The 23,601-nt window shown below is 62.5% G+C and carries 23 protein-coding genes and 1 pseudogene; 6 read left to right on the top strand and 18 right to left on the bottom strand.

The window, feature by feature from the left end:
• Window positions 1-64: 64 nt before the first annotated feature.
• The 10 genes from NKJ08_RS14150 to NKJ08_RS14105 all read right to left on the bottom strand — a co-directional run bounded on the left by NKJ08_RS14150 (window position 65) and on the right by NKJ08_RS14105 (window position 12,352).
• Window positions 65-1,114, bottom strand: coding sequence for an L-idonate 5-dehydrogenase (locus tag NKJ08_RS14150; RefSeq protein WP_352527054.1), 1,050 nt, complete (start codon window positions 1,112-1,114; stop codon window positions 65-67).
• On the bottom strand, window positions 1,111-2,517 hold the full coding sequence (locus NKJ08_RS14145) for a TRAP transporter large permease (protein WP_352527053.1): 1,407 nt from the start codon (window positions 2,515-2,517) through the stop codon (window positions 1,111-1,113). The genes NKJ08_RS14150 and NKJ08_RS14145 overlap by 4 nt, the downstream gene beginning before the upstream one ends.
• Window positions 2,518-2,520: 3 nt before the next feature.
• Entirely contained in the window at window positions 2,521-3,093 is a 573-nt protein-coding gene (locus NKJ08_RS14140; RefSeq protein ID WP_352527052.1) for a TRAP transporter small permease, read from the bottom strand.
• A 145-nt stretch (window positions 3,094-3,238) separates the two neighbouring features.
• The gene (locus NKJ08_RS14135; RefSeq protein WP_502906335.1) at window positions 3,239-4,213 is read right to left on the bottom strand and encodes a sialic acid TRAP transporter substrate-binding protein SiaP; all 975 of its coding nucleotides are present in this window, start codon (window positions 4,211-4,213) and stop codon (window positions 3,239-3,241) included.
• Between the two features lie 51 nt (window positions 4,214-4,264).
• A complete protein-coding gene (locus NKJ08_RS14130; RefSeq protein ID WP_352527051.1) occupies window positions 4,265-4,984 on the bottom strand; it encodes a FadR/GntR family transcriptional regulator in 720 nt (239 codons plus the stop codon).
• A gap of 132 nt (window positions 4,985-5,116) precedes the next feature.
• Complete coding sequence (locus tag NKJ08_RS14125; RefSeq protein WP_352527050.1) at window positions 5,117-6,022, bottom strand: DMT family transporter; 906 nt, start codon at window positions 6,020-6,022, stop codon at window positions 5,117-5,119.
• 392 nt (window positions 6,023-6,414) lie between these two features.
• Window positions 6,415-9,015: a TRAP transporter permease gene (locus tag NKJ08_RS14120; protein ID WP_352781992.1), complete on the bottom strand. Its 2,601-nt coding sequence runs from the start codon at window positions 9,013-9,015 to the stop codon at window positions 6,415-6,417.
• Between the two features lie 57 nt (window positions 9,016-9,072).
• Window positions 9,073-10,026 carry a TAXI family TRAP transporter solute-binding subunit gene (locus tag NKJ08_RS14115; protein WP_352527075.1) on the bottom strand — a complete coding sequence of 318 codons (954 nt, stop codon included), beginning with the start codon at window positions 10,024-10,026 and terminating at the stop codon, window positions 9,073-9,075.
• A 92-nt stretch (window positions 10,027-10,118) separates the two neighbouring features.
• Window positions 10,119-11,450: an aspartate aminotransferase family protein gene (locus tag NKJ08_RS14110; protein WP_352527048.1), complete on the bottom strand. Its 1,332-nt coding sequence runs from the start codon at window positions 11,448-11,450 to the stop codon at window positions 10,119-10,121.
• Window positions 11,447-12,352, bottom strand: coding sequence for a MurR/RpiR family transcriptional regulator (locus tag NKJ08_RS14105; protein WP_352781991.1), 906 nt, complete (start codon window positions 12,350-12,352; stop codon window positions 11,447-11,449). The genes NKJ08_RS14110 and NKJ08_RS14105 overlap by 4 nt, the downstream gene beginning before the upstream one ends.
• Before the next feature lie 97 nt (window positions 12,353-12,449).
• On the opposite strand from NKJ08_RS14105, the gene NKJ08_RS14100 reads away from it, so the two are divergent.
• Both NKJ08_RS14100 and NKJ08_RS14095 read left to right on the top strand, forming a co-directional pair.
• Window positions 12,450-13,298 (top strand): beta-keto acid cleavage family enzyme, encoded by an 849-nt coding sequence (locus NKJ08_RS14100; RefSeq protein ID WP_352527047.1) that lies wholly within the window; start codon window positions 12,450-12,452, stop codon window positions 13,296-13,298.
• A 146-nt stretch (window positions 13,299-13,444) separates the two neighbouring features.
• Window positions 13,445-13,837 carry a GFA family protein gene (locus NKJ08_RS14095; RefSeq protein WP_352781990.1) on the top strand — a complete coding sequence of 131 codons (393 nt, stop codon included), beginning with the start codon at window positions 13,445-13,447 and terminating at the stop codon, window positions 13,835-13,837.
• 31 nt (window positions 13,838-13,868) lie between these two features.
• On the opposite strand, the gene NKJ08_RS14090 is transcribed toward NKJ08_RS14095, so the two are convergent.
• Entirely contained in the window at window positions 13,869-15,377 is a 1,509-nt protein-coding gene (locus tag NKJ08_RS14090) for a winged helix-turn-helix domain-containing tetratricopeptide repeat protein (protein ID WP_352527074.1), read from the bottom strand.
• A 137-nt stretch (window positions 15,378-15,514) separates the two neighbouring features.
• Here NKJ08_RS14090 and NKJ08_RS14085 point away from each other — a divergent pair, with 137 nt between their 5' ends.
• On the top strand, window positions 15,515-15,757 hold the full coding sequence (locus NKJ08_RS14085; RefSeq protein WP_352527045.1) for a DUF1127 domain-containing protein: 243 nt from the start codon (window positions 15,515-15,517) through the stop codon (window positions 15,755-15,757).
• Between the two features lie 78 nt (window positions 15,758-15,835).
• Here NKJ08_RS14085 and NKJ08_RS14080 read toward each other — a convergent pair whose 3' ends face one another.
• Entirely contained in the window at window positions 15,836-16,201 is a 366-nt protein-coding gene (locus NKJ08_RS14080; RefSeq protein WP_352527044.1) for a DoxX family protein, read from the bottom strand.
• The gene (locus NKJ08_RS14075) at window positions 16,198-16,563 is read right to left on the bottom strand and encodes a VOC family protein (RefSeq protein ID WP_502896137.1); all 366 of its coding nucleotides are present in this window, start codon (window positions 16,561-16,563) and stop codon (window positions 16,198-16,200) included. Before NKJ08_RS14075 ends, NKJ08_RS14080 begins: the two co-directional genes overlap by 4 nt.
• A 290-nt stretch (window positions 16,564-16,853) precedes the next feature.
• Between NKJ08_RS14075 and NKJ08_RS14070 the strand changes: the two genes are divergently transcribed.
• Together NKJ08_RS14070 and NKJ08_RS14065 are read left to right on the top strand one after the other, a co-directional pair.
• Entirely contained in the window at window positions 16,854-17,624 is a 771-nt protein-coding gene (locus tag NKJ08_RS14070; protein ID WP_352527042.1) for an AraC family transcriptional regulator, read from the top strand.
• A 162-nt stretch (window positions 17,625-17,786) separates the two neighbouring features.
• Window positions 17,787-18,217, top strand: a pseudogene (locus NKJ08_RS14065) (VOC family protein).
• Between the two features lie 137 nt (window positions 18,218-18,354).
• On the opposite strand, the gene NKJ08_RS14060 reads toward NKJ08_RS14065, so the two are convergent.
• Genes NKJ08_RS14060 through ehuB form a run of 5 tightly spaced genes read right to left on the bottom strand, consistent with a single transcriptional unit; the run spans window position 18,355 to window position 22,170 of the window.
• Window positions 18,355-19,089 carry a GntR family transcriptional regulator gene (locus NKJ08_RS14060; RefSeq protein WP_352781989.1) on the bottom strand — a complete coding sequence of 245 codons (735 nt, stop codon included), beginning with the start codon at window positions 19,087-19,089 and terminating at the stop codon, window positions 18,355-18,357.
• The gene (gene ehuA, locus NKJ08_RS14055; RefSeq protein WP_023717024.1) at window positions 19,086-19,865 is read right to left on the bottom strand and encodes an ectoine/hydroxyectoine ABC transporter ATP-binding protein EhuA; all 780 of its coding nucleotides are present in this window, start codon (window positions 19,863-19,865) and stop codon (window positions 19,086-19,088) included. The genes NKJ08_RS14060 and ehuA overlap by 4 nt, the downstream gene beginning before the upstream one ends.
• The gene (gene ehuD / locus NKJ08_RS14050; protein ID WP_352527039.1) at window positions 19,862-20,521 is read right to left on the bottom strand and encodes an ectoine/hydroxyectoine ABC transporter permease subunit EhuD; all 660 of its coding nucleotides are present in this window, start codon (window positions 20,519-20,521) and stop codon (window positions 19,862-19,864) included. The genes ehuA and ehuD overlap by 4 nt, the downstream gene beginning before the upstream one ends.
• Complete coding sequence (gene ehuC, locus NKJ08_RS14045) at window positions 20,518-21,246, bottom strand: ectoine/hydroxyectoine ABC transporter permease subunit EhuC (RefSeq protein ID WP_352527038.1); 729 nt, start codon at window positions 21,244-21,246, stop codon at window positions 20,518-20,520. The genes ehuD and ehuC overlap by 4 nt, the downstream gene beginning before the upstream one ends.
• Window positions 21,247-21,300: 54 nt before the next feature.
• On the bottom strand, window positions 21,301-22,170 hold the full coding sequence (gene ehuB, locus NKJ08_RS14040) for an ectoine/hydroxyectoine ABC transporter substrate-binding protein EhuB (protein WP_352527037.1): 870 nt from the start codon (window positions 22,168-22,170) through the stop codon (window positions 21,301-21,303).
• A 232-nt stretch (window positions 22,171-22,402) separates the two neighbouring features.
• Between ehuB and NKJ08_RS14035 the strand changes: the two genes are divergently transcribed.
• A complete protein-coding gene (locus NKJ08_RS14035; RefSeq protein ID WP_502896138.1) occupies window positions 22,403-23,599 on the top strand; it encodes a M24 family metallopeptidase in 1,197 nt (398 codons plus the stop codon).
• The last annotated feature ends 2 nt before the right edge of the window (window positions 23,600-23,601 follow it).

Genomic DNA, 23,601 nt, shown 5'->3' with positions numbered 1-23,601 from the left:
TTTGTACCTGCACAGTGAAGCGCCAATTGCCTCGTCAAAAAAAAGGGACTTTGCGAATCCTCGATCAGCCCGCGGTCAGCACGACCTTGACACTCTGTGAGCGGTCGGCGGCAAGATGGAAGGCGTCGGGGGCGCAAGAAAGCGTGCGCTCCGCGGTCACCAGCTTTAGGACGTCCACCTCACCCGAAACGATGAGATCGACCGCCCGGCCGAACTCCTTGCCGAAGCGGAAGGTGCCCTTGAGGTCGATCTCCTTGGCCATTACCGCATTGGCAGGCAGCGGGATCTGGCCACCGGGAAGATTGCCGACCTGGACCACCGTGCCGCCGCGCCGGACACTGGCGATCGCCGCGGCAAGGCCTGCGGCAGTGCCTGAAATCTCGAACGCCACATCAAGCGAACCGCCGGCGGCGAGCGCCTGGAGCTCGGCGTCGCCGCTAGAAAGGTCGATCGTCCTGTCGGCGCCCAACCTGCGGGCGAAGGCGAGCGGAGCGGCGGCGATATCGGCGACGGTAAGCTCAGCGCAGCCGGCAAGCCTGGCCGCGAGCATGGTCAAGAGACCGATGGGGCCGGCACCGAACAGGATGACGTTGCGGCCACTGATGTTGCCCGCCCGCGCGACGGCGTGCAGGCTGACCGCCAGCGGTTCGGCAAGTGCGGCCGCCTGGTAGGCCACATCAAATGGAACCTTGAAACATTGCGCGGGCGTGGCGTCGAACAGACTGGCGAAGCCGCCCTGCATATGCGGCGTCTTCGATGCCGAGCCCATGAAATGGATGTTTTCGCAGAGATTGGCGCGGCCTTCCAGGCATCGCGCGCAATGCCCGCACCAGCGCGACGGATTGACCGCAACGTGATCGCCGACGCCCAGGCCGGGCGCGGCGCCGTTGATCTCGACGATTTCGCCGGAGATCTCGTGGCCGAGGACAAGCGGCGAGGTGACGACGAAGTCGCCGGTTCGGGCATGGCGGAAATAATGCAGGTCTGAGCCGCAAATGCCCCCCGCGCCGAAACGCACCCGCACCATCCCTGGCGCCAGCGGTCCCAGCGGATGCGCCACCATACGCAGGTCCTGCGGGCCGAACAGCGTTGCGGCAATCACCTGGCCGCTCACCGGATCAGGCCCATCTCGGTCGGCAGCCAGAGCGTGATGGCGGGTATGAAGGTGATCAGAAGCAGCGCCACTATAAGCGGCACCAGCCATGGCAGGATCGCCATGGTGGTACGCTCGACCGAGAGCTTGGCGACGCGCGACAGCACGAACAGCACCATGCCGAGCGGCGGGTGCAAAAGCCCGATCATCAGGTTGAGCGTCATGATCAGCCCGAAATGCACCGGGTTGATGCCGTAGACGGCGGCGACCGGCAGCAGGATCGGCACCAGAATGGTGATCGCGGCGATCGTATCGAGGAAGCAGCCGACCACCAGCATCAGGATGTTGACCAGGATCAGGAAGACCCATTTGTTTTCGGTGAGCGCGAAGATGAAGTTTGAAAACAGTTGTGCCGCCTGGCTGACGGTGAGCAGCCAGGCGAAGATCGATGCGGCGGTAACGATGAACAGCACCGAAGCGGTCGTCTCGATCGTGTCGAAGCTGGCCTTGGCGAGCAAGCGCAGCGTCATCGTTCGGTAGCGCACCAGCCCGAGAAAAAGCGACCAGATCACGGCCGCCATCGCCGCTTCGGTCGGCGTGAACCAGCCCATCGTCATGCCGCCGATCAGGATGACCGGTGTCATCAGCGCCATGACCGCGGAGAAGTCGAAATACCAGTCGGTCACGATCAGCACCAGCAGCGCGATACCGACCGCGATGTTGATCGACAGGCCAAGCTGCACGAGCACATAGCAGGCAATCGGAAAGGCAGCCACCACCAGCACCTCGCCCGCCGCTTCAGCCAGCCGCCGAAGCTCGAAGGGTGTGTCGGAGCCCCAGCCGCGCCTGTAGGCGAAGATGGCGACCGTGATCATCATCAGCACGGTCATGACCACGCCAGGCAGGATGCCGGCCATGAACAGCGCGCCGATCGAGACATTTGCCATCATACCGTAGATGACGAAGGGCAGCGAAGGCGGGAAGATCGGCCCAAGCGTCGCGGAAGCGGCGGTGACCCCGACCGCAGCGTCGATCGGGTAGCCGTGGTCCTTCATCGCCTTGATCTCGATGGTGCCGATGCCGGCGGCGTCGGCGAGCGCGGTGCCCGACATGCCGGAAAAGATCACCGATCCGATGATGTTGACCTGCGCCAGGCCGCCCTTCATCCAGCCGACCAGGGCAAGGGCGAAGGAATAGATGCGCCCGGTGACCCCGGCGATGTTCATGAGGTTGCCGGCCAGGATGAAGAAGGGAACGGCGAGCAGCGGAAAACTCTCCACCCCGGCGATCATGCGCTGGGCCGCGATGATGTCGGGCGCGACGCCGTAGATGACGAGGTAAAGGATCGAGGCGGCCGCCATCGAAACGGCGACCGGCACGCCAATGAGCATCAGGACAATGAAACCTCCGACCAGAAGCAGCATCGCTCAGACCCCTGCCGTCTCGAACGCACCAGGACGCTCGAGCACCGAATAGCCGCGCCTGTAATTGCCGATAAAGACCTGGATCGAGCGCAGAAGCATCAGCACGAAGCCGGCCAGTACGGCGTAGAAGAACCAGCGCCGCGGCAGGTTGACGGTGACCATGCGCTCATGCGCCACGATCGTGACGTAGCGCCACATCAGCCAGGATCCGTAGGCGAAGAATGCGATGCGGATAACATCGACGGCGAGCGCCAGCCAGCGGCCGACGCGCTCCGGCAGATAGTGGTAAAGCACGTCGACATGGATATGGCGCGACAGGCGCACGCACATGGCTGCGCCGAGAAAGACAACGACGACGAGCGCGTTGATGGCGATCTCCTCGGTCCAGGCAAGGCTGTTGTTCAGCGCATAACGGGTGAAGAACTGCAGGAAGACACAGACGACCATGCCCCAGAACACGGCAAGCGTGATCCAGTCCTCGATGCCGTGGTCCGACAGGTCGACGTGTACCGGCACCTCCTCGAAAGCCTGGGCGATCTCTTCGACGGTGATCTCGGTGTGGTGTTCCTCGGCCATCGGCGCGGGCTCCCGAAGCTGGTGGGTCGTCAAGGATTGGAAAGGCCGTCCGGCGCAACGTGAAGCCGGACGGATTGGCAGGCTAAAGCGGCGAATCCGATCGCCGCTCTCTCGTTTTGTTTGAGCATCCGAATTTTCCGATGCCCTACTTGATGGCGCGGATCGCTTCCCAATCGGCCTTGTTGTAGCCGAACTCCTCGAAGGTGACCTTCTCCAGCACATTCTTCTCGAAATCGGCACGGTCGACATCGGTCACGCTGATGCCGCGGTCCTTGGATACCTGCACCAGTTCCTTTTCGCGGGCGACGATCTTTGCCGTGGCGCGGGCGGCAGCCTCCTGCATCACCTCGGTGAAGATCTTCTTGTCCTCGTCGGAAAGCGAGGCCCAGCGCGACGCCGATATGATGGTGTTGAGATGATCGACGATGTGGCCAGTGAGCACGATGTTCTTCTGCACCTCGTAGAATTTCTTCGCCTCGATGGTGGTTAGCGGGTTCTCCTGGGCCTCGACCGTGCCGTTCTGCAGGGCCAGGTAGACCTCGGCGAAGGCAATCGGCGCGGTGTTGGCGCCGCAGGCACGCGGCATGGCCAGATAGGCCGGCACGTCGGGAACGCGCATTTTTAGGCCTTGCATGTCGGAGCACTTGGCGATCGGCCGATTCGAGGTGGTCTGCCGCGTCCCGTAATAGGTGGTGGCGGCGATGTGATTGCCGGTCTTGTCCTCATAGCCCTTGGTCAGGGCCTTGTAGACGTCGCTCTTGGTGTATTTCAGCAGATGGTCGGCATCACGGAACGTATATGGGAAATAGGTGACGCCGATCGGCGGATATTCGCGCGCCGCGAAGCTCGATCCGGAAATGATGATATCGACAGTGCCGAGCATCAGGCCCTGGTTGATGTCTGCTTCCTTGCCGAGCTGCGAGGCCGGATAGACGTCGATGGCGTAGCGGCCCTGGGTGCGCTTCTTGATCTCCTCCGCCGCCCATACGGATTCAGTGTGGAAGGGCTCCGACGTCTCGTAGACATGTGCCCATTTCAGGACCGTCTCCGCCGAGGCCGACGCCATGGGCATGGCAATTGCGACGATCGCACCGAGCAGAACTGCGTATTTCCTCAACATCTAATTCCTCCCTGGTTGGATTTGACTGCCGGATCTCCCCCCGGCCGACTGCTATTCCGCAACCTCCTTGGCTGCGGCTCTCTCATCGAAATTGCATGAGAATCTGATTTGCGACTGGCGCAGATGCTGCTGCATGGCGGCCTTGGCCCGCTCGGGATCGCGCGCGGCAATCGCATCGCGAACGGCACGATGCTCCTTTGCCGCGATCTGCCAGGAATCGCTGGTCTCGAAATAAATCGACAGGCGTTCGAAGTAAGGGTTCATGCGCTGATCGAAAAGCTCGCCGATGAAGCGCACCAGCACGGCGTTCTCGAGAATGCCGGCGACGGCGGTGTGGAATTCCCGGTCAAGCGCGATGGTCATCTTGTTGGGGTGACGCATGGCCTCCATTCGGCGCAGCACGTCGTCGAGCCGTTCGATATCTGCAGGCCGAACGTGGAGAGCAGCTTCGGCGGCGATCGCGCCTTCGACGAATTCGCGTGCGCGCAACAGCTCGAACGGGCCCTCCTCCATTTCGGGATCGGAGGCGGCGGCGCTCGGCGGATCGGTGACGTAGATGCCCGAGCCGACGCGGATGCGTATGCGGCCTTCGACCTCCAGTGCTATCAGCGCTTCACGAACCGTCGGGCGGGAAATTCCGAGCTGGTCGGCCAGATCCCGCTCGGTCGGCAGACGGTCGCCGACGGAAAACTCGCCAGCATCGATCAGCTGCCTGAGCTGATCGGCGACCTGCCGGTAAAGCCGGCGTGGTTCAACGGCCTGGATCGGCATGCGCGTCTAATCCCTCCCGGCTCGCCCTGGTACATTGGTCTGACCCATTGACCGCAAGCTTAGACAGACGACCCAGAGAGTCAAGCTCACCCGCGCAGCGGAAGGCGGCGGCATTGCGCAGTATTCCATGCGTCAGCGCCGTCCTCCGCGAATGACCAGGACGTTCCCGGCGGCGACGAGGACGAGCCCGATGATCGCGTAAGCGGTCCAGGCGTAGCCTTCCAACGCCGTGGAGATCAAAAGCGCAAAGACGGGAAATATGACGGTCGCATAGCCGGCGCGGGCGCCGCCAATGCGTCCAAGCAGCGTAAGGTAGGCGGCGAAAGCCATGACCGTCGATATGACGGCGAGGAAGACCAGCGAACCGACGTAGGAAGCGGTCGTCGCGAACACGAACGGTTCACCGAGGAGGAAGGCCAGGAACGCAGACCACAGAGTGCCATAAAGCATACCCCAGGCGCTGGTTGAAACGAGCGGCAGGCCGCGGCGCTGGTTTGCGACGGAGACGAGATTGCCGGCGCAGAAGCTCAGCGTGCCACAGAGGCACAGCAGAAGGCCTATCAACGTGCCGCCGGAAAGCCCGTTCGCGGCGATTTCGGGAAAGAACATCAGCGCTATGCCGGCGAAGCCGATGACGCCGCCAGCGAGAATGCGCGGCGCCGGGCGCTCGCCGATGACCAAGGCACCAAGCAGCATGTTGATGACCGAGGCGAGCGAGAAGACGACCGAGAGCAAGCCGCTGACGAGATAGCCGGCGCCGTAATAGAAAAACAGGAAGTTCGACGAGAAGATGAGGATGCCGAGCACAGCAAAGCGCAGATGATCGGTGATCGGAAAGCGGAGCCGCCGGCCGGAAAAGCCCGCCCAGGCAAACATCAGCAGCGTGGCGATGGCGAAGCGCCAGACCAGATTGACCTCGTTCGACACGCCGCTGCCGACCTGAAGCTCGATCGCGAACCACGATGCGCTCCAGGCAATGACCGTCAGCGCGTAAAGCCCGTAGTCGACGGGTTCAAAAGGGCGGTCGCGCGTCGCCATGCGCATTTCCGCGTTAGCCGGTTCCGGGGCGGCGTTTGGTTCTCTTGTTACTGACATGCTGGCCATGGCTCAATTTTGCGTGCTTCCCATGTAAGTGAGGCAGGCCCGAGCGGTCATCAGAAAAATCGCGCTGGATTACGCCGCTGGCCAATTCGGCAACGGTTTCTGCCGCGGTCTGCGGTTTCCTTACAAGTCCTACGCCCTCACCGGCGTCTCCAGCGAGACACGCTTGTGGCGTGCCTGGCATCCAGTCAAGTTCAGTTCGAACGCTTGGAGGCGTGCGGGCATCCGGTCTATGTCGATGATTCCCGCCCGCGCCTTTGCCGTCATGCGCGCATTCATCGCGTCTACTGGTGCGCCTTGATGCAAGACGTCTTCCGCTCATAGGACGCTTACAGACCAACTGTCCGCCTTCGCCGCTTCTGAACCCAGACGACGAGACCGAGCAACAGCAGAGCCGGAATGGCGAACCAATAGCGCGACGGCCGTTCCGCAGGGACTAGCACCTGGTTGATTTCGTCGCCGGGCTGCAGGCCGAATTTGGCCGCCTGGCTGCCCAGTCGCACCACGCCGACCGTCACGCTGTCGCCAAGCGCACTGACGTCCAGGCCCGCAGCCTTCAGGCGTTCGGTCGACGAATTTGCGGGCCCGAGCTGCAGCCGTACCAGCTTCGATATCTCATCGCCGTTGAGGTTCAGTGTCGTCAGGCGCAAGCGAACTGCGCCTCCCTCGGCTGTCTCGTCGACGATACGGCCGAGTTCGGAGGCAGGTACTGCCCGATAGGGTTCGCTCACCTGATCGAGCAACAATCCCGGCCTGAACAAGATGAAACAGGCCACAAGCAACGCAATCGTCTCGTACCAGCGGTTGCGCACGAGCATCCAGTTCTGCGTCGCCGCTACAAACGAGACCATGGCCAGTGTGGACGTCACCACCATCGCGACGAAGTCGAAGGGACCTTCGAGATCGATCATCAGCAGTCCGGTGTTGAAGATGAAGATGAACGGCAAGAGACCGGTACGGATCTCGTATTTGAAACCCTGAATTCCGGTCTTCACAGGGTCGGCGCCGGAAATCGCCGCCGCAGCATAAGCCGCCAGCCCCACTGGCGGCGTCACATCCGCCATCAACCCGAAATAGAACACGAACATGTGGACGGCGACCAGCGGCACGGCAAGATCGTTCTGCGCCGCCAAATCGACGATGACCGGCGCCATCAAGGTGGCGACGACGACATAGCTCGCGGTTGTCGGCATGCCCATGCCGAGAATGATGCAGATCACCGCAGTGAATAGAAGCATGACGATGAAGCTGCCGCCCGAGATGAATTCGACCAGTTCGGTCATCACCAGCCCGATGCCGGTGAGCAGGACCGTGCCGACGATGATGCCGGCCGTCGCAGTGGCGATGCCGACCGTGGTCATGTTGCGCGCGGCGGCGGACAGGCCACCGACCAGATCGTCGAGACCGTGAAGCCAATGCGGTGCCAGTGCCCGGTCCTTGCGGAAAAAGGCGGTAAGCGGCCGCTGCGTGACGATCAGCGCCATCAGGGCAACAACGCCCCAGAATGCCGAGAGGCCGGGCGACAGTTCCTCCACCATCAGGCACCAGATCAGCAGGATCACCGGCAGCAGAAAATGCAGGCCGGTGCGCGCCGTCTCGCCGAAGTGCGGAATTCTGAGGATCTCACCTTCCAGATCCTCGAGCGGCAGGTCGGGATGGCGCGCCCGGTGGGCGACAAGGCCGATATAGACGGCGACCAGCGCGGCACTGATCATCCAGGTCGCAGCGGCGCCGAACACCACTTTGGTCCAGCCAATGCCATAGTAGACCAGGCCGGCCAGGACAATGAAGCCGCATACGCCCATCAGCCCGCGCAGCGCACCCTGAAATGCGGAGTGTGTGCTGCGTGACGGCAGGCCCTTCAGTCCCATCTTCATCGCCTCGATATCGACGATGTAGAACAACGAACCGTAGGTCAGCAGCGCGGGATAGAAGGCGTGCTTGACCACCTCGGCATAGGAGATGCCGACATATTCCGCGATCAGGAACGCGGCCGCGCCCATCACCGGAGGCATCAATTGACCGTTGACGCCGGCCGCGCATTCGATGGCGCCGGCTTTCACCGCAGAATATCCGACCCGCCGCATCAGCGGGATGGTGAAGGTTCCGGTGGTCACGACATTGGCGATCGAAGAGCCGGAAATCATGCCGGTCAGACCAGAGGCCACGACACCGGCCTTGGCCGGACCGCCGCGGTATTTTCCGAGCAGCGAGAAGGCAAGCTGGATGAAAAAGCCACCGGCTCCGGCGCGTTCCAGCAATGTTCCGAACAGAACGAACATGAAGACGACATTGGTGGACACACCGAGGGCAACACCGAAGACCCCCTCCGACGTCAGCCACATCTGCGAGGCCGCGCGCGATAACGTCGCGCCCTTGTGGCCGAGCAGGCCAGGAAGGTGAGGCCCGGCGAAGATATAGATCAGCATGATCGCCGCGATGACGGTGATGGCAGGCCCAACCGCGCGACGCGCGGCCTCGAGCAGGATGAGGACGCCGGCGATCGAGACAACCAGGTCAGCCGTAGTGGGAAGACCCGGCCGATGGGCGATATCGCTGTAGAAGACCAACAGATAGAGGGCGGACGCCGCCCCGGCGATGCCTAGCACCCAGTCGGGCAGCGGCACCCGGATGCGCGACGAGGTCTTGAAGGCCGGAAACGTCAGCATCGCCAGAAACAGGGCGAAGGCCAGGTGGATGGAGCGGGCGATGCCGTCGCTGACGACACCGAAATTGAGCATGAACGGAAGGGGCGAGGCATACCAGAGCTGGAACAGCGACCATGCCAGCGACACACCGAGGATCAGCTTCGCGGTGAGGCCGGTTGGCTTGCGCCCACCGGTGTCGGCCTCGGCGACGATCTCGTTGAGCTTGTCAATGTCGATGGCGGGTTGGTCAGGCGCTCCCGTCTGCTGGCTTTGATCTGTCATCGTTCCCCACAATCATTTGCAATGCGAGGCGCCCGCGGGCGCCTCGCATTGGAGGCCTCAGAGCCAGCCCTTTTCCTTGTAGTAGCGCTCCGCGCCCGGATGCATTGGCGCCGACAGACCGGTCTTGATCATCTCCTTGGGGTCGAGATTGGCGAAGGCCGGATGCAGCTTCTTGAAATCGTCGAAATTTTCGAAGACCGACTTCACCAGCTCGTAAACCACCTCATCGGGCGTGCTGGCGTTCGCCACGACGGTAGCGCGGACGCCGAATGTCTTCACGTCGTCTGGGTTGTTGGCGTACATGCCGCCCTTGATGGTGGCGACTGAATAGTAGGGATGAGCTGCTAACAGCGCGTCCACTGCCGGACCGGTCAGCGGGACGAGTTTGGCACCGCAGGCCGTGGTCGGATCCTGGATCGCGGCGGACGGATGACCGACGCCGTAGAAGAAACCGTCGATCTTATTGTCGCATAGCGCGCTGCCCTGCTCGTCCGCCTTCAGCTCTGCGGCAAGCGAGAAATCGCCGAGCCTCCAGCCCATCTGCTTAAGCAACTCCTCCATCGACGAGCGGGTGCCTGACCCGGGATTGCCGACGTTGAAGCGTTTGCCTTTGAAGTCCTCGAATTTGGCGACGCCGGCATCGGGCCGCGCCAGCACGGTAAACGGCTCGGGATGGACGGAGAATACGGCCCGCAGATCCTTGAACGGCTTGCCGTCGAAATTTCCGGTCCCGTCATAGGCCTGGTACTGGACGTCCGATTGGGTCAGGCCGAAATCGAGGTCGCCGGTCTGGATGGAGTTGACGTTGAAGACGGAACCGCCGGTCGACTCCGTCGAGCATCGGATGCCGGTTTTCTGCCGGTCCTTGTTCATCAGTCGGCAAATAGCGCCGCCGACAGCGTAGTAGACGCCGGTGACCCCGCCGGTGCCGACCGTGACGAAGCGCTGCTCGGCGGCGACGGACGGCAGCGCCAGCAGCATGCAGGCCGCCGCGCCGATCAGGGTTTTCATTGAACTATACATGGTTGCTACCTCTCTGGTGGTTGTCCCGGCCCGTCGCCGATGACGTTGGAACTGGTTTGAGGCGGTCCGCGTCGCGCAGGTCAGACCACTGAAGCGATCGCAGCATCGATCGCCTCACCGAGCCGTTCGACGATCCGATCAATATCCTGTTGGGAAATGATGAAGGGCGGCGCAACAAGCACATGAACGCCCCGCACACCGTCAATCGTCCCGCCCATCGGATAAATCATCAGGCCGCGGGCCATTGCTTCGCGCTTGATGCGGGCGTTGAGTTCAAGCTTCCGGTCGAACGGCTCCTTGGTGGCGCGATCAACCACCAGTTCGATTCCTCGAAACAGACCCCGCCCACGAATGTCGCCGACGTGATGGTGATTATCGAAGCGCTGGCGCAGACGTTCGTCCAACTGCGCGCCCATTGCGCTGACGTTGTCGAGCAGACGGTCGCGCCGGATGACCTCCTGCACGGCAAGGCCGGCCGCCGCCGCCATGGGATGCCCCATATAGGTATGTCCATGCTGGAAGAAGCCCGAGCCTTGGGCAAAGGCGTCGAAGATATGCCGGCCGAGCAGCACCGCGCCAATCGGCTGGTAGCCACCGCCGAGCCCCTTGGCGATGGTCAGCAGGTCGGGAGCGATGCCGTCCTGCTCGCACGCATGCAGCGTGCCGGTACGGCCCATGCCGCACATCACCTCATCGAGGATGAGCAGCACGCCGTAGCGGTCGCAGATCGCGCGAATGCGTTTGAAGTAATCGGCGACCGGCGGCACGGCGCCGAGCGTGGCACCCACCACCGGCTCGGCGACGAAGGCGATGACCTCGTCCGCGCCGAGTTCGAGGATCTTGTCTTCGAGCTGCTGGGCGGCGCGCGCCGCGTAGGCTTCGTCGCTTTCGCCATACTTTTGATAGCGATAGGCGTAACAGGGGTCGATGTGATGGGTCTCGATCAGCAACGGCCTGAACTGGGCGCGTCGCCATTCATTGCCGCCGGTGGCGAGAGCGCCGAGCGTATTGCCGTGATAGCTCTGCCGGCGTGCGATGAGATGGCGCCGTTGCGGCTCGCCTTTCTCGACAAAATATTGCCTGGCCATCTTGAGCGCGGCCTCGATCGCTTCCGAGCCGCCGCTGACCAAATACACATGATCCAGCCCTCTCGGCGCGTCCTCGACCAGCCGATCCGCCAAGCGTTCCGCCACCTCGGTGGTGAAGAAGCTGGTGTGGGCGTAGGCGATGCGGTCAAGCTGGGCGTGCAGCGCGGCAATCACGTCGGGATGGCCGTGGCCGAGACAGGACACGGCGGCGCCGCCCGACGCGTCGATGTAGGACTTGCCCTCTGCGTCGAACAGTTCAATGCCATGGCCGCGAACGGCGACCGGCAGCCTCGAGTGGATGGTTCGATGGAGGATGTGTGTCATCGGCGGTCTCTCACAGGCGTTGTCTTCGGCGGACGCTGGTTCAGGTGGGTCCTGAGGGCAGCGCCCTGCTCATCGAAGCGTCGCAGCGACTCAACGGCGCCCTCGCCTGCCTGGCCGGCAACAAGAGCGCCAAGGACCTCCGCGACGATGAAGGCCGGCGTCATGGTGTGGAAAAAGGACGGACTGCCTGTCGGCACGATGACCAGGTGATCGGCAAGCTGCGCCAGGGGCGCCACTTCACTGTCGGTGATCGCAATGATCGGCACGCCGCGGCCGGCAGCGAACTCGACAAGCTCGATGGTGAAGCGCGTGTAGGGCAGGACGCTGGCGGCGATCAGCACGTCGTCCGTGGTCGCGTGACCGAGGGCGTCGCCGTCGGTTCCGCCGATGCCGTGCAACAGCACCGATTTCTCGCCGATCAGCGACAGGATGTAATGCAGATGCCAGGCCACCGCGTGGCTCGAGCGCAGGCCAAGGCAATAGACGCGCCTTGCCGCAGTCAGCGCTCTGGCCGTGTCGACCAGACGGTCGATCGACCTGCTTTCGGCGAGGTGGGCAAGCTGGCCGGAAATTGAATCCAAGATGTCGGCCGCCAGGGCATGGTCGCCCTTGAGCTTCTGGCTGGCCACCTGGAGGCCCGCCTTGCCGGCGAAACCGATCTCGCCGCCCCGGATTGCGGCGGCGTAGATGTCGCGCACGGTCTCGTAGCCATCAAGGCCGAGATGCTGGGCCAGCCGCGTCATCGTCGCCGGCTGCACTCCGGCGTGCCGGGCCTGCTCGCGCATGGACAACAGCGCGACGTCATGCGGCTTGTCGAGGATGTAGCGGGCGGCGGACCGAAGCTGCGCCGACATGCCGTCGAAGGCATTGACGATCTGTCCAGCAAGCTCTCCCTGGTCCATGGATATTGCTAGCCCGCCAGACCGGCGATTGCAACGTCTGTTTCAGTATGGTCAAAGATTGATTCATATGACTCGTATTCGCCCGAAAAACGTCTCCATGAAGCCGGCCCCTGGTCTCGACCGCATCGCCATAGCCGTCGCGCCGAACGGAGGGCGTCGCAGCAAGGCCGACCATCCGGCGATTCCGCTGACACCGGCCGAACTTGCGCGGACGGCCGCGGAATGCGCCGACGTCGGTGCGGCGATGATCCATGTCCATGTCCGCGACAGAAGCGGCAACCATCTGCTCGACGCCGACGCCTACCGCCAGGCGATTGCCGCCATCCGCGGTGCTGCCGGCGACCGGCTGCTAATTCAGATCACCTCCGAAGCGCTCGGTATCTATTCGCCAGCCCAACAGATGGCCGTCATACGAGATGTGAAGCCAGAAGCGGTCTCCCTGGCGCTTCGCGAAATCGTTCCGGATGCCGGATCGGAACTCGCCTTCGCGCGCTTCATGGCCTGGCTGCATAAGGAGCGTGTGGCGCCGCAGATCATCCTCTATTCGCCCGAGGAGGCTGTCAGGCTTTCGGATATGCAGCAGCGCGGACTGATCCCCTGGGCAAGCATACCGGTTCTCTACGTGCTGGGCCGCTACACGCCGGGACAGATGTCCGTTCCTGCCGATCTCCTGCCATTCCTCGCGGCGAACATGCCGCGCTTCGATCATTGGAGCGTCTGCGCCTTCGGCCGCAACGAAGCGGCGTGTGTGACCGCCGCGGCGCTGCTCGGCGGTCATGTCCGGGTCGGGTTCGAAAACAATCTTTTCCTTCCGGACGGCAGCATAGCTTCGTCCAACGCCGAACTGGTAGCGACTGTCGCACGCATATTCGCCGACTGTGGCATCAACATCGCCTCGGCTGCCGAGCTGACTGCTCAATGGAACGCGTCGTTTCGTTCCATATAACTCCGTTCGTCGTCGTGACAAACCGAAGCGTATTTTCGGCGGCAAGCTCGCGCAAGGCATAGCGAGGCGGCCCGCGGCGGGCAATTGCAATGACAGTGCCGGTCGTTGTAACCATTCCGACCGCTTGATATTGGAGGAGACGCAGCATGGACCGATTCACCGGCGGTTGCCTGTGCGGCAACGTCCGAATTGTGGCGTCGGGGCGCCCATACCGGGTCGGCCTTTGTCACTGTCTCGACTGCCGCAAGCATCATGGCGCCCTTTTTCACGCTTCCGCGATATTTCCTGAGGATGCGGTGACGATCGACGGCGAAACACGCGACTACGCCGGGCGGTTTTTCTGCGCCCGCTGCGGCTCGTCCATTTTCGCACGCACCGCCGACGAAATCGAAGTGAGCCTGGGATCGCTGGATGCGCCTGACCAACTGATGCCAACCTACGAAAGCTGGATCGTCCGTCGCGAGTCCTGGTTGCCGCCGTTTCCGCTGACCAGACGATACGAGCGCGATCGTGACACCACGGGTCGCTTTGAGGAATAGGTCGCACGCCCGGTGCGAAGGCGCCGTTGCGTCACTCTGGAAGACCGGCCTTGCGGAAGCCATCAACGAAATGCTCAAGCGTCGCAGCGTCGCGGAATGGCTCCGTCGTGGCCCAGTGGCGGGTTGTGAAATGCGGGTTGCCGACGAGGAACAGTTCGACCTCTGCGCGCGCCTCGTCGAGCCGCCCCAGTTGGGCAAGGCTTGCCGCCAGGAAACGGCGTGAGCTAGTACGATAAGTCTCGTCCCTGCGCAGTGTCTCGACAGCGGCTTCGTATTCGCCGGCCGCATATTGCGCCTGGCCGAGCGTCAGATAGTACCAACTAGCCGGAAACGGGTTCAGCCGGAACGCCTTGCGAATGTGCTCAAGGCCCTCATCGACCCGTCCGGCCAAGACCGCGATGTCGGATAATGCCGCCCAGGCATCGGCCTCGTTCGGGTCGAGCTCGATTGCCTTGGCGAATTCCGCATCCGCCTCGGCGAAGCTGCGCTCATATGCAAGCAGGTAAGCCAAAACCCAGCGGCAGCCGGCATCGTTAGGGTCGATCGCCACAGCTTTGCGCGCCAGTTCCAAAGCAACGCTACGGGATGTTTCGGTTGGTCCGCCGGAATGCACCCATCCCATCCAGTGGTTCATGGCAAGCCAGCGATAGGCCTCGGCATATTCCGGATCGAGCGAAACCGCGCGGGTGAGCATCAGATGCGCTTCCTGCGCCGTCTGCGGCGAATCATCCATCAGCTTGCGCGCCCGCACGCAGAGATCGTAAGCCTCGAGATTTTTGGGCCGATTGCGCGGCGGCGGTGCACGCAGCCGGCCGAGTAACGCCTCGACGATCTTGCCGGTGACCTCGTCCTGAACGGCAAAGATATCTTCCAGGCTGCGATCGAAGCGTTCCGCCCATAGATGATCGCCACTCACTGCGTCGACCAGCTGTGCGTTGATGCGCACGTGCCCCGCGGCGCGCCGTGCACTACCCTCCAGCAGGTAGCGGACGCCAAGGTCCTGTGCGATCCCGCGCACGTCCATCGCCTTTCCTTTGTAGGCAAAGGCCGAGTTGCGTGCGATGACGAACAGGCCGGAGATCCTGGACAGGTCGGTGATCAGGTCTTCGGTCAACCCATCCGCGAAGGATTCCTGCTCGGGATCGTTGCTGACATTAACGAAGGGCAGCACGGCTATCGATGGTTTGCTGGGCAGCGGCAAAGGTTTTCGCTTCGCGCCGCCGAGCTGTTCGATGACCCCCGTGAAGCGGTAGCCGACGCGCGGAACCGTGGCGATCCATTCACCGCCGTCGGCGGCCGGGCCAAGCAGCTTCCGCAGCAGCGCGATCTGGACGGTTAGGTTGCCTTCCTCGACGGCTGTGCCCGGCCACGCCGCGTCCATCAACTCAGCCTTGCTCAGGATTTCGCCGGGCCGTCCGACGAGTGCCGCAAGCAGCTTTAGCCCGCGGTAGCTGACGGCAACAGGGACGTCGTTCCGAAGGAGCGTTCCCGCACCCGGATCAAGCACGAACGGACCAAAGGCAAAGCGCGATCCCTGCATACGGCGCATCTATAGCCCGTTTGGAAGTTTTGAGAACTATTTGGGAGAGCTTAATTACGACGCTGTTCGTATCCTGCAGAATTCATCCTCTTTCAGGTCGAGGGGCCCCCGGACCCTCAAACCATATGGAGGTTGCCATGAACGATATTCCCACCTTTGCCTCGGCCCCGCTTCAGGCAGCGCGGCCGGCGGAAGCGTCGCGTCGGCGCTACAGCCTGGCGACGCTGCGAAGCATTATCGCGGCCTGGCGCGAGCCGACACGCTTTCGCTGGGACCTCAAGCGATTGGCGGAGACCAATCCCCATCTGATCGACGATATCGGTCTGACGAGACGACAGGCCGACGAAGAGATCGCCAAGCTGCCCTTCTGGCAGCGATAGGCGAATGCTGCAAAGACACCGGATCGCCAACGAGCGGCTGATGGCAGATGAAGACGAAGCCGCCGCCCCGAAACGACGTCACAGGCTACTGGTCGCGGCGACGATCAATCCGCCCAAGACGGCAACATTGATGGTGAAGCCGGTACGAAGGGTTTCCCGTTCGTCGCCGCTGTAGCGCCAGAAGTTAAGCGCCATGAAAGACGCTGCGATGGTGAATACGGCCAAAGCTGCGGCGGGATAGGGGTCACCAACGTCCGTTGCGAGACAAAAGCCAGCTCCGATCTCCAGCACCGATCCGGCGGCGAGGAGAGGCTTGGGAGCGGGAAAGCCTCGTTCGGCCAGGGACGCTGCAATCGCCCGAAATCTAAGGAAATGCCCGGCGCCCGCCCAGATAAAGACGCCGCCGAGCAAAACCAACCCAAGGTGATGGAAGAACGCGATCATTCCTTGCTGCCGTCTTCGGTGTAAACCGCAAGCTCGTAACCATCCGGGTCCGCGAAATGGAAGCGCCGGCCGCCGGGGAACCCATAGATCGGCCTGACGATCTTGCCTCCCGCTTGCTCGACACGCTTGACCGTTCCCGGCAGATCATCAGCATATAGAATGACGAGTGGGCCTCCTCCCGACTTCGCTGGCCCTGCCGCAAAGCCGCCTGACAAGCGGCCATCGTTGAACTCGCAATAGTCCGGGCCGTAGTCAGTGAAGGTCCAGCCGAAAGCTTTTCCGTAGAAGTCGCGTGACCGCTGAGTGTCTTTCACGTTGAATTCGACGTAGTCGATCCGTTGGTCGTTGGTGTTACCCATGATGCATACCTCTCGGTGTGATGTACGACGCCGAAAGCTAAGCACGCCCATCGCTTGCCGGATTGAACAAAACGGCCATCGACGTATGAGCTGCACGCGGCGCTGCCGATGGCGATGCATCTGACATGATTATTCACCTGCCCTCTTCCTTCCGGCCGGAAGAAAACAACCGGTTCTTGCAACCGTTCTCGATCGGCAGAGTTGTCGGTCGTGCAGATTTGTTGTCTCGAGCGAGGGCCGGGACATTGTCGCTGCGTCGTAAGTTCACCGTCGGCAATCCGAAGAGGAGCGAGATGAACGATCCCGTCCCAGCGCAGGCAACGGGTTCATTTCATGAACGCGTAGCGCCGGCGCGGCTTGGCGGCAGCTTTGCTTCGGTGTGGGTGCATCGAATGGACCCGCCGAGCGCACCACCAATCGTTGTGATGCCCGACGCGACGATCGATCTGCAATGGATCGGAGGCAGCTTCCGAGTTGCCGGCCCCGACAAGGAGCCGCAGACCGAGATTCTGGCGGCAGACGAGGTCGTGATTGGTTTCCGCTTTCATCCTGCCACGGCGGCGGCATGGCTCGGCGTGCCGCAAATCGAGCTGGTCGGTCAGAGGCTGTCGCTCGACGATTTGTGGGGAGCGCGGGCTCGGCGCCTCGCCAGCCGCGTGCGTATTAGCGACAGGCTCGAAGATCTGGCCTGCTCGCTCGAACAGATCGTCGCCGCGGAGATGGCTTGCCACGAGACTGACGTTCCCATGCAAGCGGCCTATCGCTTGATCGAGCGCGGGCCGCCGGCCGACGCGCCTCTCGTCCCTTGGTTGATGCGCGCGCTTGAGATGAGCGAAAGGACGTTGCGCCGGCGCTTCGACGAGAGCTTCGGCTATGGCCCGAAGACGCTTGACCGTATCCTCCGCTATCAGCGCTTTCTGCGGCTTTCGGGCCAATCGAACAGCGCTACGGCCATCCTGGCAGCCGAGGCGGGCTATTGCGACCAGGCGCATCTTGTCCGCGAGAGCCGACGCCTAACGGGAAGCACCCCTCGACAGATTCATCGTCTGCTGCAAGACGGATGAAACCACGGACGCTGCCCCGATCCGCCATCAAATCGCGCGGCGACAGCGCGTCTACTATCGGCGTTCTTCGATTTGGTGGCGTTCTTCGATTGGCCGTTTTGTTCAAGTCTTCACCGTGGCCCGACTTTATTCTGGTGTTTCCGACAACCAGAGGAGACTGCTATGAAACCGCGCATTTCGGTTTTGACTATCGCTGTCGCCAATCTCGAGAGTTCTCTCGCGTTCTACCGCGACGGTCTCGGCTTGCCGACGGAAGGGATCATCGGCCGCGAGTTCGAGCATGGCGCCGTCGCGTTCTTCACGCTGTCCGGCAGGTTGAAGCTCGCGATCTGGGCTCAGGACGACCTCGCCTACGACACCGGCCTGCCCAAGACGCCGATCAGCTCGACCTCGTTCACAATCGGCCACAACGTTGTGCGCCGCGAAGAAGTCGATCAAGTGATGGATGAGACCGCCCGCGCTGGAGCCGAGATCATCAAGCCTGCTCGGGACACGTTCTTTGGCGGATTGCCGGATATTTCCGCGACCCGAACGGACACCTATGGGAGGTAGTCTGGAATCCGGCCAACATACCGAGTGAGGGCCCCTTCTGAAGGCGAGGCCTGCGGTATCGGGCCGCAGCCGATCGTTCCCGTCGCGCTAGGGCCGGGCAGCCGAGGCGCGTGGTCGGCCGTTTCGCTGCGTCGAAGCCAGGTCGACGCCTGGCGACCAGCACAATCTTGAGGGCCGATCATGTGTCTCCATGCAAACCATTCGCCTCGCCTGCATGGCGCATCATGCGGCGGAAGCTCATCGAGATATGCGCCCGCCTTATGTGCCCGATGGACTCCCAGTCGCCGATCTCGGCGGCGGCAAGAACCTCTTCCATCTCGCGGCGGAACGCGGTGAATTCCTCGACAAGGCCCAATTGCGGCATCAGCTTCAGGACGACGCGCGCGACTTGAAAATACAGGCGCTCACTGATCTCGCGCAGCGGCTGGTTGCCGGTCATCGCCGTGAGTTCGTAGAAAAAATCCATGTTGAGGCGCAGGAAAGCGCGCTGGTCGGGATTGAGTATATCGGAATCGCAGCGCGCGATGAGCGCCCGTATCCGGTCGAGGTCGTCCGCCGTGCGCGGGATCGGCGAAAGCTTGCCGACGAGGAGCGCCAGCTCCAGGCGCAGATGATAGACCTGTTGCAATTCCTCGATGTCGACGTCGGTGACGATCGTGCCGACGCCGTGGACGGATTGAACCAGACCCTCGGATTCGAGGCGCGCCAGGACACGCCGGACCGGCGTGCGGCTGATCTCGAATTCCTGGGCAAGTTCTTCCTCGGACAGACGGCTTCCCGGCGCATAGTCGAGCAGGCAGATGCGGTCGCGCAATATCCGGTAGATGCGCTCGAACCGTGCCCGCGCCGAGAGCGGGCGCGGCGGCGCGGCGGTCACCGTCGTGGGCGGCTTGGCCTCTGTCTCGATCGTCACCCAGCCTCCAGGACAGCGTGCAGGAACTGCCGTGTCCGCTCGTTCTTGGGAGCACCAAACAGTTCGCTTGGCGGTCCCTGCTCGCAGATCTTGCCTTGATAGAAGAAGCAAACACGGTCGGAAAACTCTTTGGCGAAGCCCATCTGGTGGGTGACCATCAGCATGGTGAGATCATGCTCGCGCCCGATCTGCCTTATCACCTGCAGCACTTCGCCGACAAGCTCCGGGTCGAGCGCCGAGGTCACCTCGTCGAACAGCATGATCTTGGGCCGCATGGCCAGCGCCCTGGCGATGGCGACGCGCTGCTGTTGGCCGCCAGAAAGCTGTGATGGATAGTGGTCCTTCTTCTGGGCCAGGCCGACCAGTTCCAGGAGCTCGGCCGCCCTCGCCTCGGCGTCCGCCCGCTTCATGCCGAGCACCGTTATCGGCGCCTCGATGCAGTTCTGCATCGCCGTCATATGCGGAAACAGGTTGAACGACTGGAACACCATGCCGATCTTGGCGCGGATCTTGCGGATGTGGGCGAGATCGGCGGGAACAAGCTTGCCGTTCCTCTCCATATGGGTCAGCGGCTCGCCTTCGACCCAGATGACGCCGTCATTGATCGTCTCCAGCGTCATCAACATGCGCAGCACCGTCGTCTTGCCCGAACCCGACGGACCGATGACCGAGACTTTTTCGCCGCGTGCTATTTCGAGATTGAGCCCATCGAGAACGGTTAACGTGCCGTAGCGTTTCGATACATTGTCGAAGCGTACCATCGGTTGTTCCGTCATCGCATGGTCCTCCGGTTGAGCAGCCCTTCGAGCGAGCGGATGAGCGCTGCCGAAACCAGGCTCATGGCTAGGAAAAACAGGCCGACCAGCGTGATCGGCTCGGTGTAGCGGAAGGTTTCGGAGCCGATGATCTTGGCGGTCTGCATCAGTTCCATCACGGCGATTGCGGAAAGCAACGGCGTCTCCTTGAACAACGCCACCAGATAGTTGCCGAGCGCCGGAATGATCGGCGGGATCGCCTGCGGGATGATGATGTCGCGGAACGTCGTCCAGGACGACAGATTAAGCGCGATCGAGGCTTCCCACTGGCCGCGATGGATGTTGTCGAAACCGGCGCGATAGACCTCGGAGCAATAGGCGGCGTAGTGGATGCCGATGGCGAGCACTCCGGCGGTGAAAGCGTCGAGCACGACACCGAATTTTGGAAAGACGAAATAGAGAAAGAATATCTGGATGAGCAGCGGGGTCGAGCGGATCAGCTCGACCATCACCGAAATCGTCCAGCTGGTCCATGGCACGGCGATGCGGACGACCGCCAGTACCAGGCCAAGTGAGGCGGCAAGCACAAAGCCGATCAGCGTCGCTTCGATGGAAACGATGGCGGCGCGGGCGAGCACCGGCAGGATTTCCAGGGCAAATCCCCAATCCCAGATCATGCCGCCTTCCCCCGCGCCAGTCCAAGCGAAGCTCGCCTTTCGAGAAGCCGCATGCCGATGGTCACAACCAGCGACATCGCCAGGTACATCAAAAGGACGAGGGTGAAGATCGGAATGGTCTTGAACGTGTTCTGGTTCATTTGCTGAGCCTTGAACGCCAGGTCCGAGAGCGTGATCAGCGAGACAAGCGCTGTCGATTTCAGAAGCTCGATGAACAGATTGCCCCAGGGTGGGATCATGGCGACAAAGGCCTGCGGCAGGATGATTCGGCGCAGCATCTGCGGGCGGCTCATGTTCAATGCCGTGCACGCTTCCCACTGCCCGCGGGCGACGGACTGGATCGCGCCGCGCACGCACTCAGATCCGTAGGCGCCGACATTCAGGCCGAGCGCCAGGACAGCCACCACGAAGGCGTTGATCGTGACGCCGAATTGCGGGAGCACGAAGAACAGCCAGAACAGCTGCACCAGCGCCGACGTTCCGCGGAAGATCTCGACATAGATCGTGGCCACCCATCTAAGCGGCGCCGGGCCGTACATCCGCGCCAGCGCCGCCAGCACGCCCATGACAATTGCCAGCAGGCTGCCGAGGATGGCGATTTCGATCGTCAGGACCGCGCCTTGCAGCAGCCCCGGTAGAAACAGACTATAGGCTTCCTGCGTTGCCAAGGCGGCGATCACGCCAAGCGCGACAACCAGCAGGATGACAAGCGTACGGATTCCCATGTGATTGCCCCGGGAAAAAAGGGCGGCGCTTTCGCGCCGCCAGCAGTTGGGAACCTATTTGCCTGCGCAGAGCTCTGCGGTGGTCTTGTTGGGGAGATAATCCTTGCCGAAGCCGAGTGGCTCGACCAGCGCGATATGCTCCGGCGAACCGAGGAACTTCTTCAGTTCGGCGTTGAAGGCCTCCTGCAGGTCGGTATCTTCCTTACGGAAGCCGAAGCCACCATGGCCTTTCACCGACTTGCCGGCAACCTCGCCGAACGGCTTGGTCGATTCGACACCGTCGGCTTTCTTGGCCATGTCGGCGATCGAAAGGGCGGTCAGCGCGGCAGCGTCGGCGCGGCCCGACTGGACGGCGGCGACCAGGCTGGACTGGTCAGGCAAGGAGACGATCTGCCCATCGGCAACGCCCGCGTCCTTGGCGAAGCCGCCTTCGACGGCGCCCGCCATCACGGCGAGCTTGAGATCCGGATTGTCCTTGATGCTGGAAAAGTCCTTCACGCCTTTCGGGTTGCCTTTTGCCACCAACATAGCCTCGCCGATGCCGTAGGAAGGCTCGGAGTAGTTGATCTCGGCGCAGCGCTTCGGAGTGATGAACATGCCCGCAGCGATAATGTCGAAACGGCCGGCCTTGAGACCCGGAATGAGCGAGCCGAATTCGGTCAGCACGCCGTCGACCTGCGGAATGCCCATTTTGGCGAGCACGGCCTTGGCGACTTCCGGCGCCTCGCCGGTCAGCTTGCCGTCGGGCGTGGCGTAGCCGAACGGTGCCTCGTTGGCGAAGCCAATACGTATATAGCCGTCCTTCTTGGCCCGTTCGAGGGTGGTCTCGGCGTGGGCGGACAGCGACGTCAATGACGTCGCGGCGAGCGCGATGCAGGCAGCCGCTTTCACGACCATACGGCGCGATATCGATGATTTGAGCATGCTTTTCTCCCATTGAACAACTGTGGATGGCTCCCAGGGCGCGGCCTTCTTCGAGGTCGGCGCCTGCTTGATAAGACGTATACAACTGCCCTAGACATTTCGCAAGCAGAGATATAAAAACCATGGAAATTCGACGATAATTCGTAGTTAACCAATAAATTGGTCGTCGAGTTGTGCACAATTTAGGCTGATGCCTATTTGCAAAAGGCAAACAGCGTACCCAGAAGGCAGGATTTCGGTGGCGACCGCGAACGGTTTCGGGACATTCACGCAAGCGGAGTATGGGCAGCGCCTGGCCGGCGTGAAGACACGCATGCAAAAGGCCGGCTTCGACCTCATCGTCTGCCAGGATCCCGCCAACATGTGCTGGCTGACCGGCTATGACGGATGGTCGTTCTACGTTCCGCAGTGCGTGCTCGTCCATCTGGAGGGGGATCGGCCGATCTGGTTCGGCAGGGCGCAGGACGCCAGGAGCGCACGCCTAACCACTGGCCTGCCGGACGAAAATATCGTGCCGTTCTCGGAGCGGCTGGTGCAGCAGCCCGTCGAACACCCTTATGACGAGCTCGGCCAACTGATCCGGTCGCGTGGCTGGGGAAAGGCCCGCATCGGCGTCGAGATGGACGCGCACTATTACACCGCGCGCTGCCACGCCCATCTCGTCCAGGGGCTGCCCGACGCGCACTTCGCCAACAACCACGATCTCGTCAACTGGGCGCGGCTGGTCAAATCGGAAGCCGAGCTGGTGCTGATCCGCGAGGCGGGTGCGATCTGCACGCATGCCATGAACCGCGCCATCGGGAAAATGCGGCCTGGCGTGCCTCAGAACCATGTCATTGCGGAAATCTATCACGCACAGATCATGGGCGTGCCCGGAGCGGGTGGCGACTATGCCGCGATCTGTCCGCTGATGCCCGTTGGCGAGGGCACCAGCACGCCACATCTGACGTGGTCCGACGCGCCGCTGCCGGACAGCGGCCTCGCCATTCTGGAGATCGCCGGCGTGCGCCGCCGCTATCATGCGGCGCTGACCCGGACGGTACATTTTGGCAAGCCGCCGCAAGCCATCCTCGACATGGCCAAGGCGATCGTCGAGGGCGTCGACGCTGGCCTCGAGAAGGCGCGCCCCGGCAACACGGCCGAAGAGGTGGAAGCCGCCTGGCAGGCAGTCTTGCGGAGGAACGGGCTGAAGAAGGAAAGCCGCGTCGGCTATCCGGTCGGGCTCGCCTACCCGCCCGATTGGGGTGAACGCACCGCAAGCCTTCGTCCCGGCGACACCACCGAGATGCAGTCCGGGATGTGCTTCCATTTCATGGCCGGCGTTTGGCTCGACGATTTCGGCATCGCCATCTCGGAATCCTTCATCGTCACGGATCGCGGCGGCGAACGCCTCTGCGACGTGGCGCGCGAACTCATCGTCATCGACTGACA

It is taken from the genome of Mesorhizobium sp. M0244, from assembly GCF_040321795.1.
Taxonomy (GTDB): Bacteria; Pseudomonadota; Alphaproteobacteria; order Rhizobiales; family Rhizobiaceae; genus Mesorhizobium.
Note: the sequence above shows the minus strand (reverse complement) of the source record. Positions and strands in the feature narration are given on the sequence as shown.

Excerpts from the sequence above, each read along its gene's own strand:
- NKJ08_RS14110 (WP_352527048.1), bottom strand. The coding sequence starts at position 11,450 with ATGACACACATCCTCCATCGAACCATCCACTCGAGGCTGCCGGTCGCC.
- NKJ08_RS14120 (WP_352781992.1), bottom strand. The coding sequence starts at position 9,015 with ATGACAGATCAAAGCCAGCAGACGGGAGCGCCTGACCAACCCGCCATC.
- NKJ08_RS14095 (WP_352781990.1), top strand. The coding sequence starts at position 13,445 with ATGGACCGATTCACCGGCGGTTGCCTGTGCGGCAACGTCCGAATTGTG.
- NKJ08_RS14135 (WP_502906335.1), bottom strand. The coding sequence starts at position 4,213 with ATGTTGAGGAAATACGCAGTTCTGCTCGGTGCGATCGTCGCAATTGCC.
- ehuD (WP_352527039.1), bottom strand. The coding sequence starts at position 20,521 with ATGATCTGGGATTGGGGATTTGCCCTGGAAATCCTGCCGGTGCTCGCC.
- NKJ08_RS14105 (WP_352781991.1), bottom strand. The coding sequence starts at position 12,352 with ATGGACCAGGGAGAGCTTGCTGGACAGATCGTCAATGCCTTCGACGGC.
- NKJ08_RS14090 (WP_352527074.1), bottom strand. The coding sequence starts at position 15,377 with ATGCAGGGATCGCGCTTTGCCTTTGGTCCGTTCGTGCTTGATCCGGGT.
- ehuC (WP_352527038.1), bottom strand. The coding sequence starts at position 21,246 with ATGGGAATCCGTACGCTTGTCATCCTGCTGGTTGTCGCGCTTGGCGTG.
- ehuA (WP_023717024.1), bottom strand. The coding sequence starts at position 19,865 with ATGACGGAACAACCGATGGTACGCTTCGACAATGTATCGAAACGCTAC.
- NKJ08_RS14125 (WP_352527050.1), bottom strand. The coding sequence starts at position 6,022 with ATGGCGACGCGCGACCGCCCTTTTGAACCCGTCGACTACGGGCTTTAC.
- NKJ08_RS14070 (WP_352527042.1), top strand. The coding sequence starts at position 16,854 with ATGAACGATCCCGTCCCAGCGCAGGCAACGGGTTCATTTCATGAACGC.
- NKJ08_RS14085 (WP_352527045.1), top strand. The coding sequence starts at position 15,515 with ATGAACGATATTCCCACCTTTGCCTCGGCCCCGCTTCAGGCAGCGCGG.
- NKJ08_RS14100 (WP_352527047.1), top strand. The coding sequence starts at position 12,450 with ATGAAGCCGGCCCCTGGTCTCGACCGCATCGCCATAGCCGTCGCGCCG.
- NKJ08_RS14140 (WP_352527052.1), bottom strand. The coding sequence starts at position 3,093 with ATGGCCGAGGAACACCACACCGAGATCACCGTCGAAGAGATCGCCCAG.
- NKJ08_RS14145 (WP_352527053.1), bottom strand. The coding sequence starts at position 2,517 with ATGCTGCTTCTGGTCGGAGGTTTCATTGTCCTGATGCTCATTGGCGTG.
- NKJ08_RS14130 (WP_352527051.1), bottom strand. The coding sequence starts at position 4,984 with ATGCCGATCCAGGCCGTTGAACCACGCCGGCTTTACCGGCAGGTCGCC.
- NKJ08_RS14080 (WP_352527044.1), bottom strand. The coding sequence starts at position 16,201 with ATGATCGCGTTCTTCCATCACCTTGGGTTGGTTTTGCTCGGCGGCGTC.
- ehuB (WP_352527037.1), bottom strand. The coding sequence starts at position 22,170 with ATGCTCAAATCATCGATATCGCGCCGTATGGTCGTGAAAGCGGCTGCC.
- NKJ08_RS14115 (WP_352527075.1), bottom strand. The coding sequence starts at position 10,026 with ATGAAAACCCTGATCGGCGCGGCGGCCTGCATGCTGCTGGCGCTGCCG.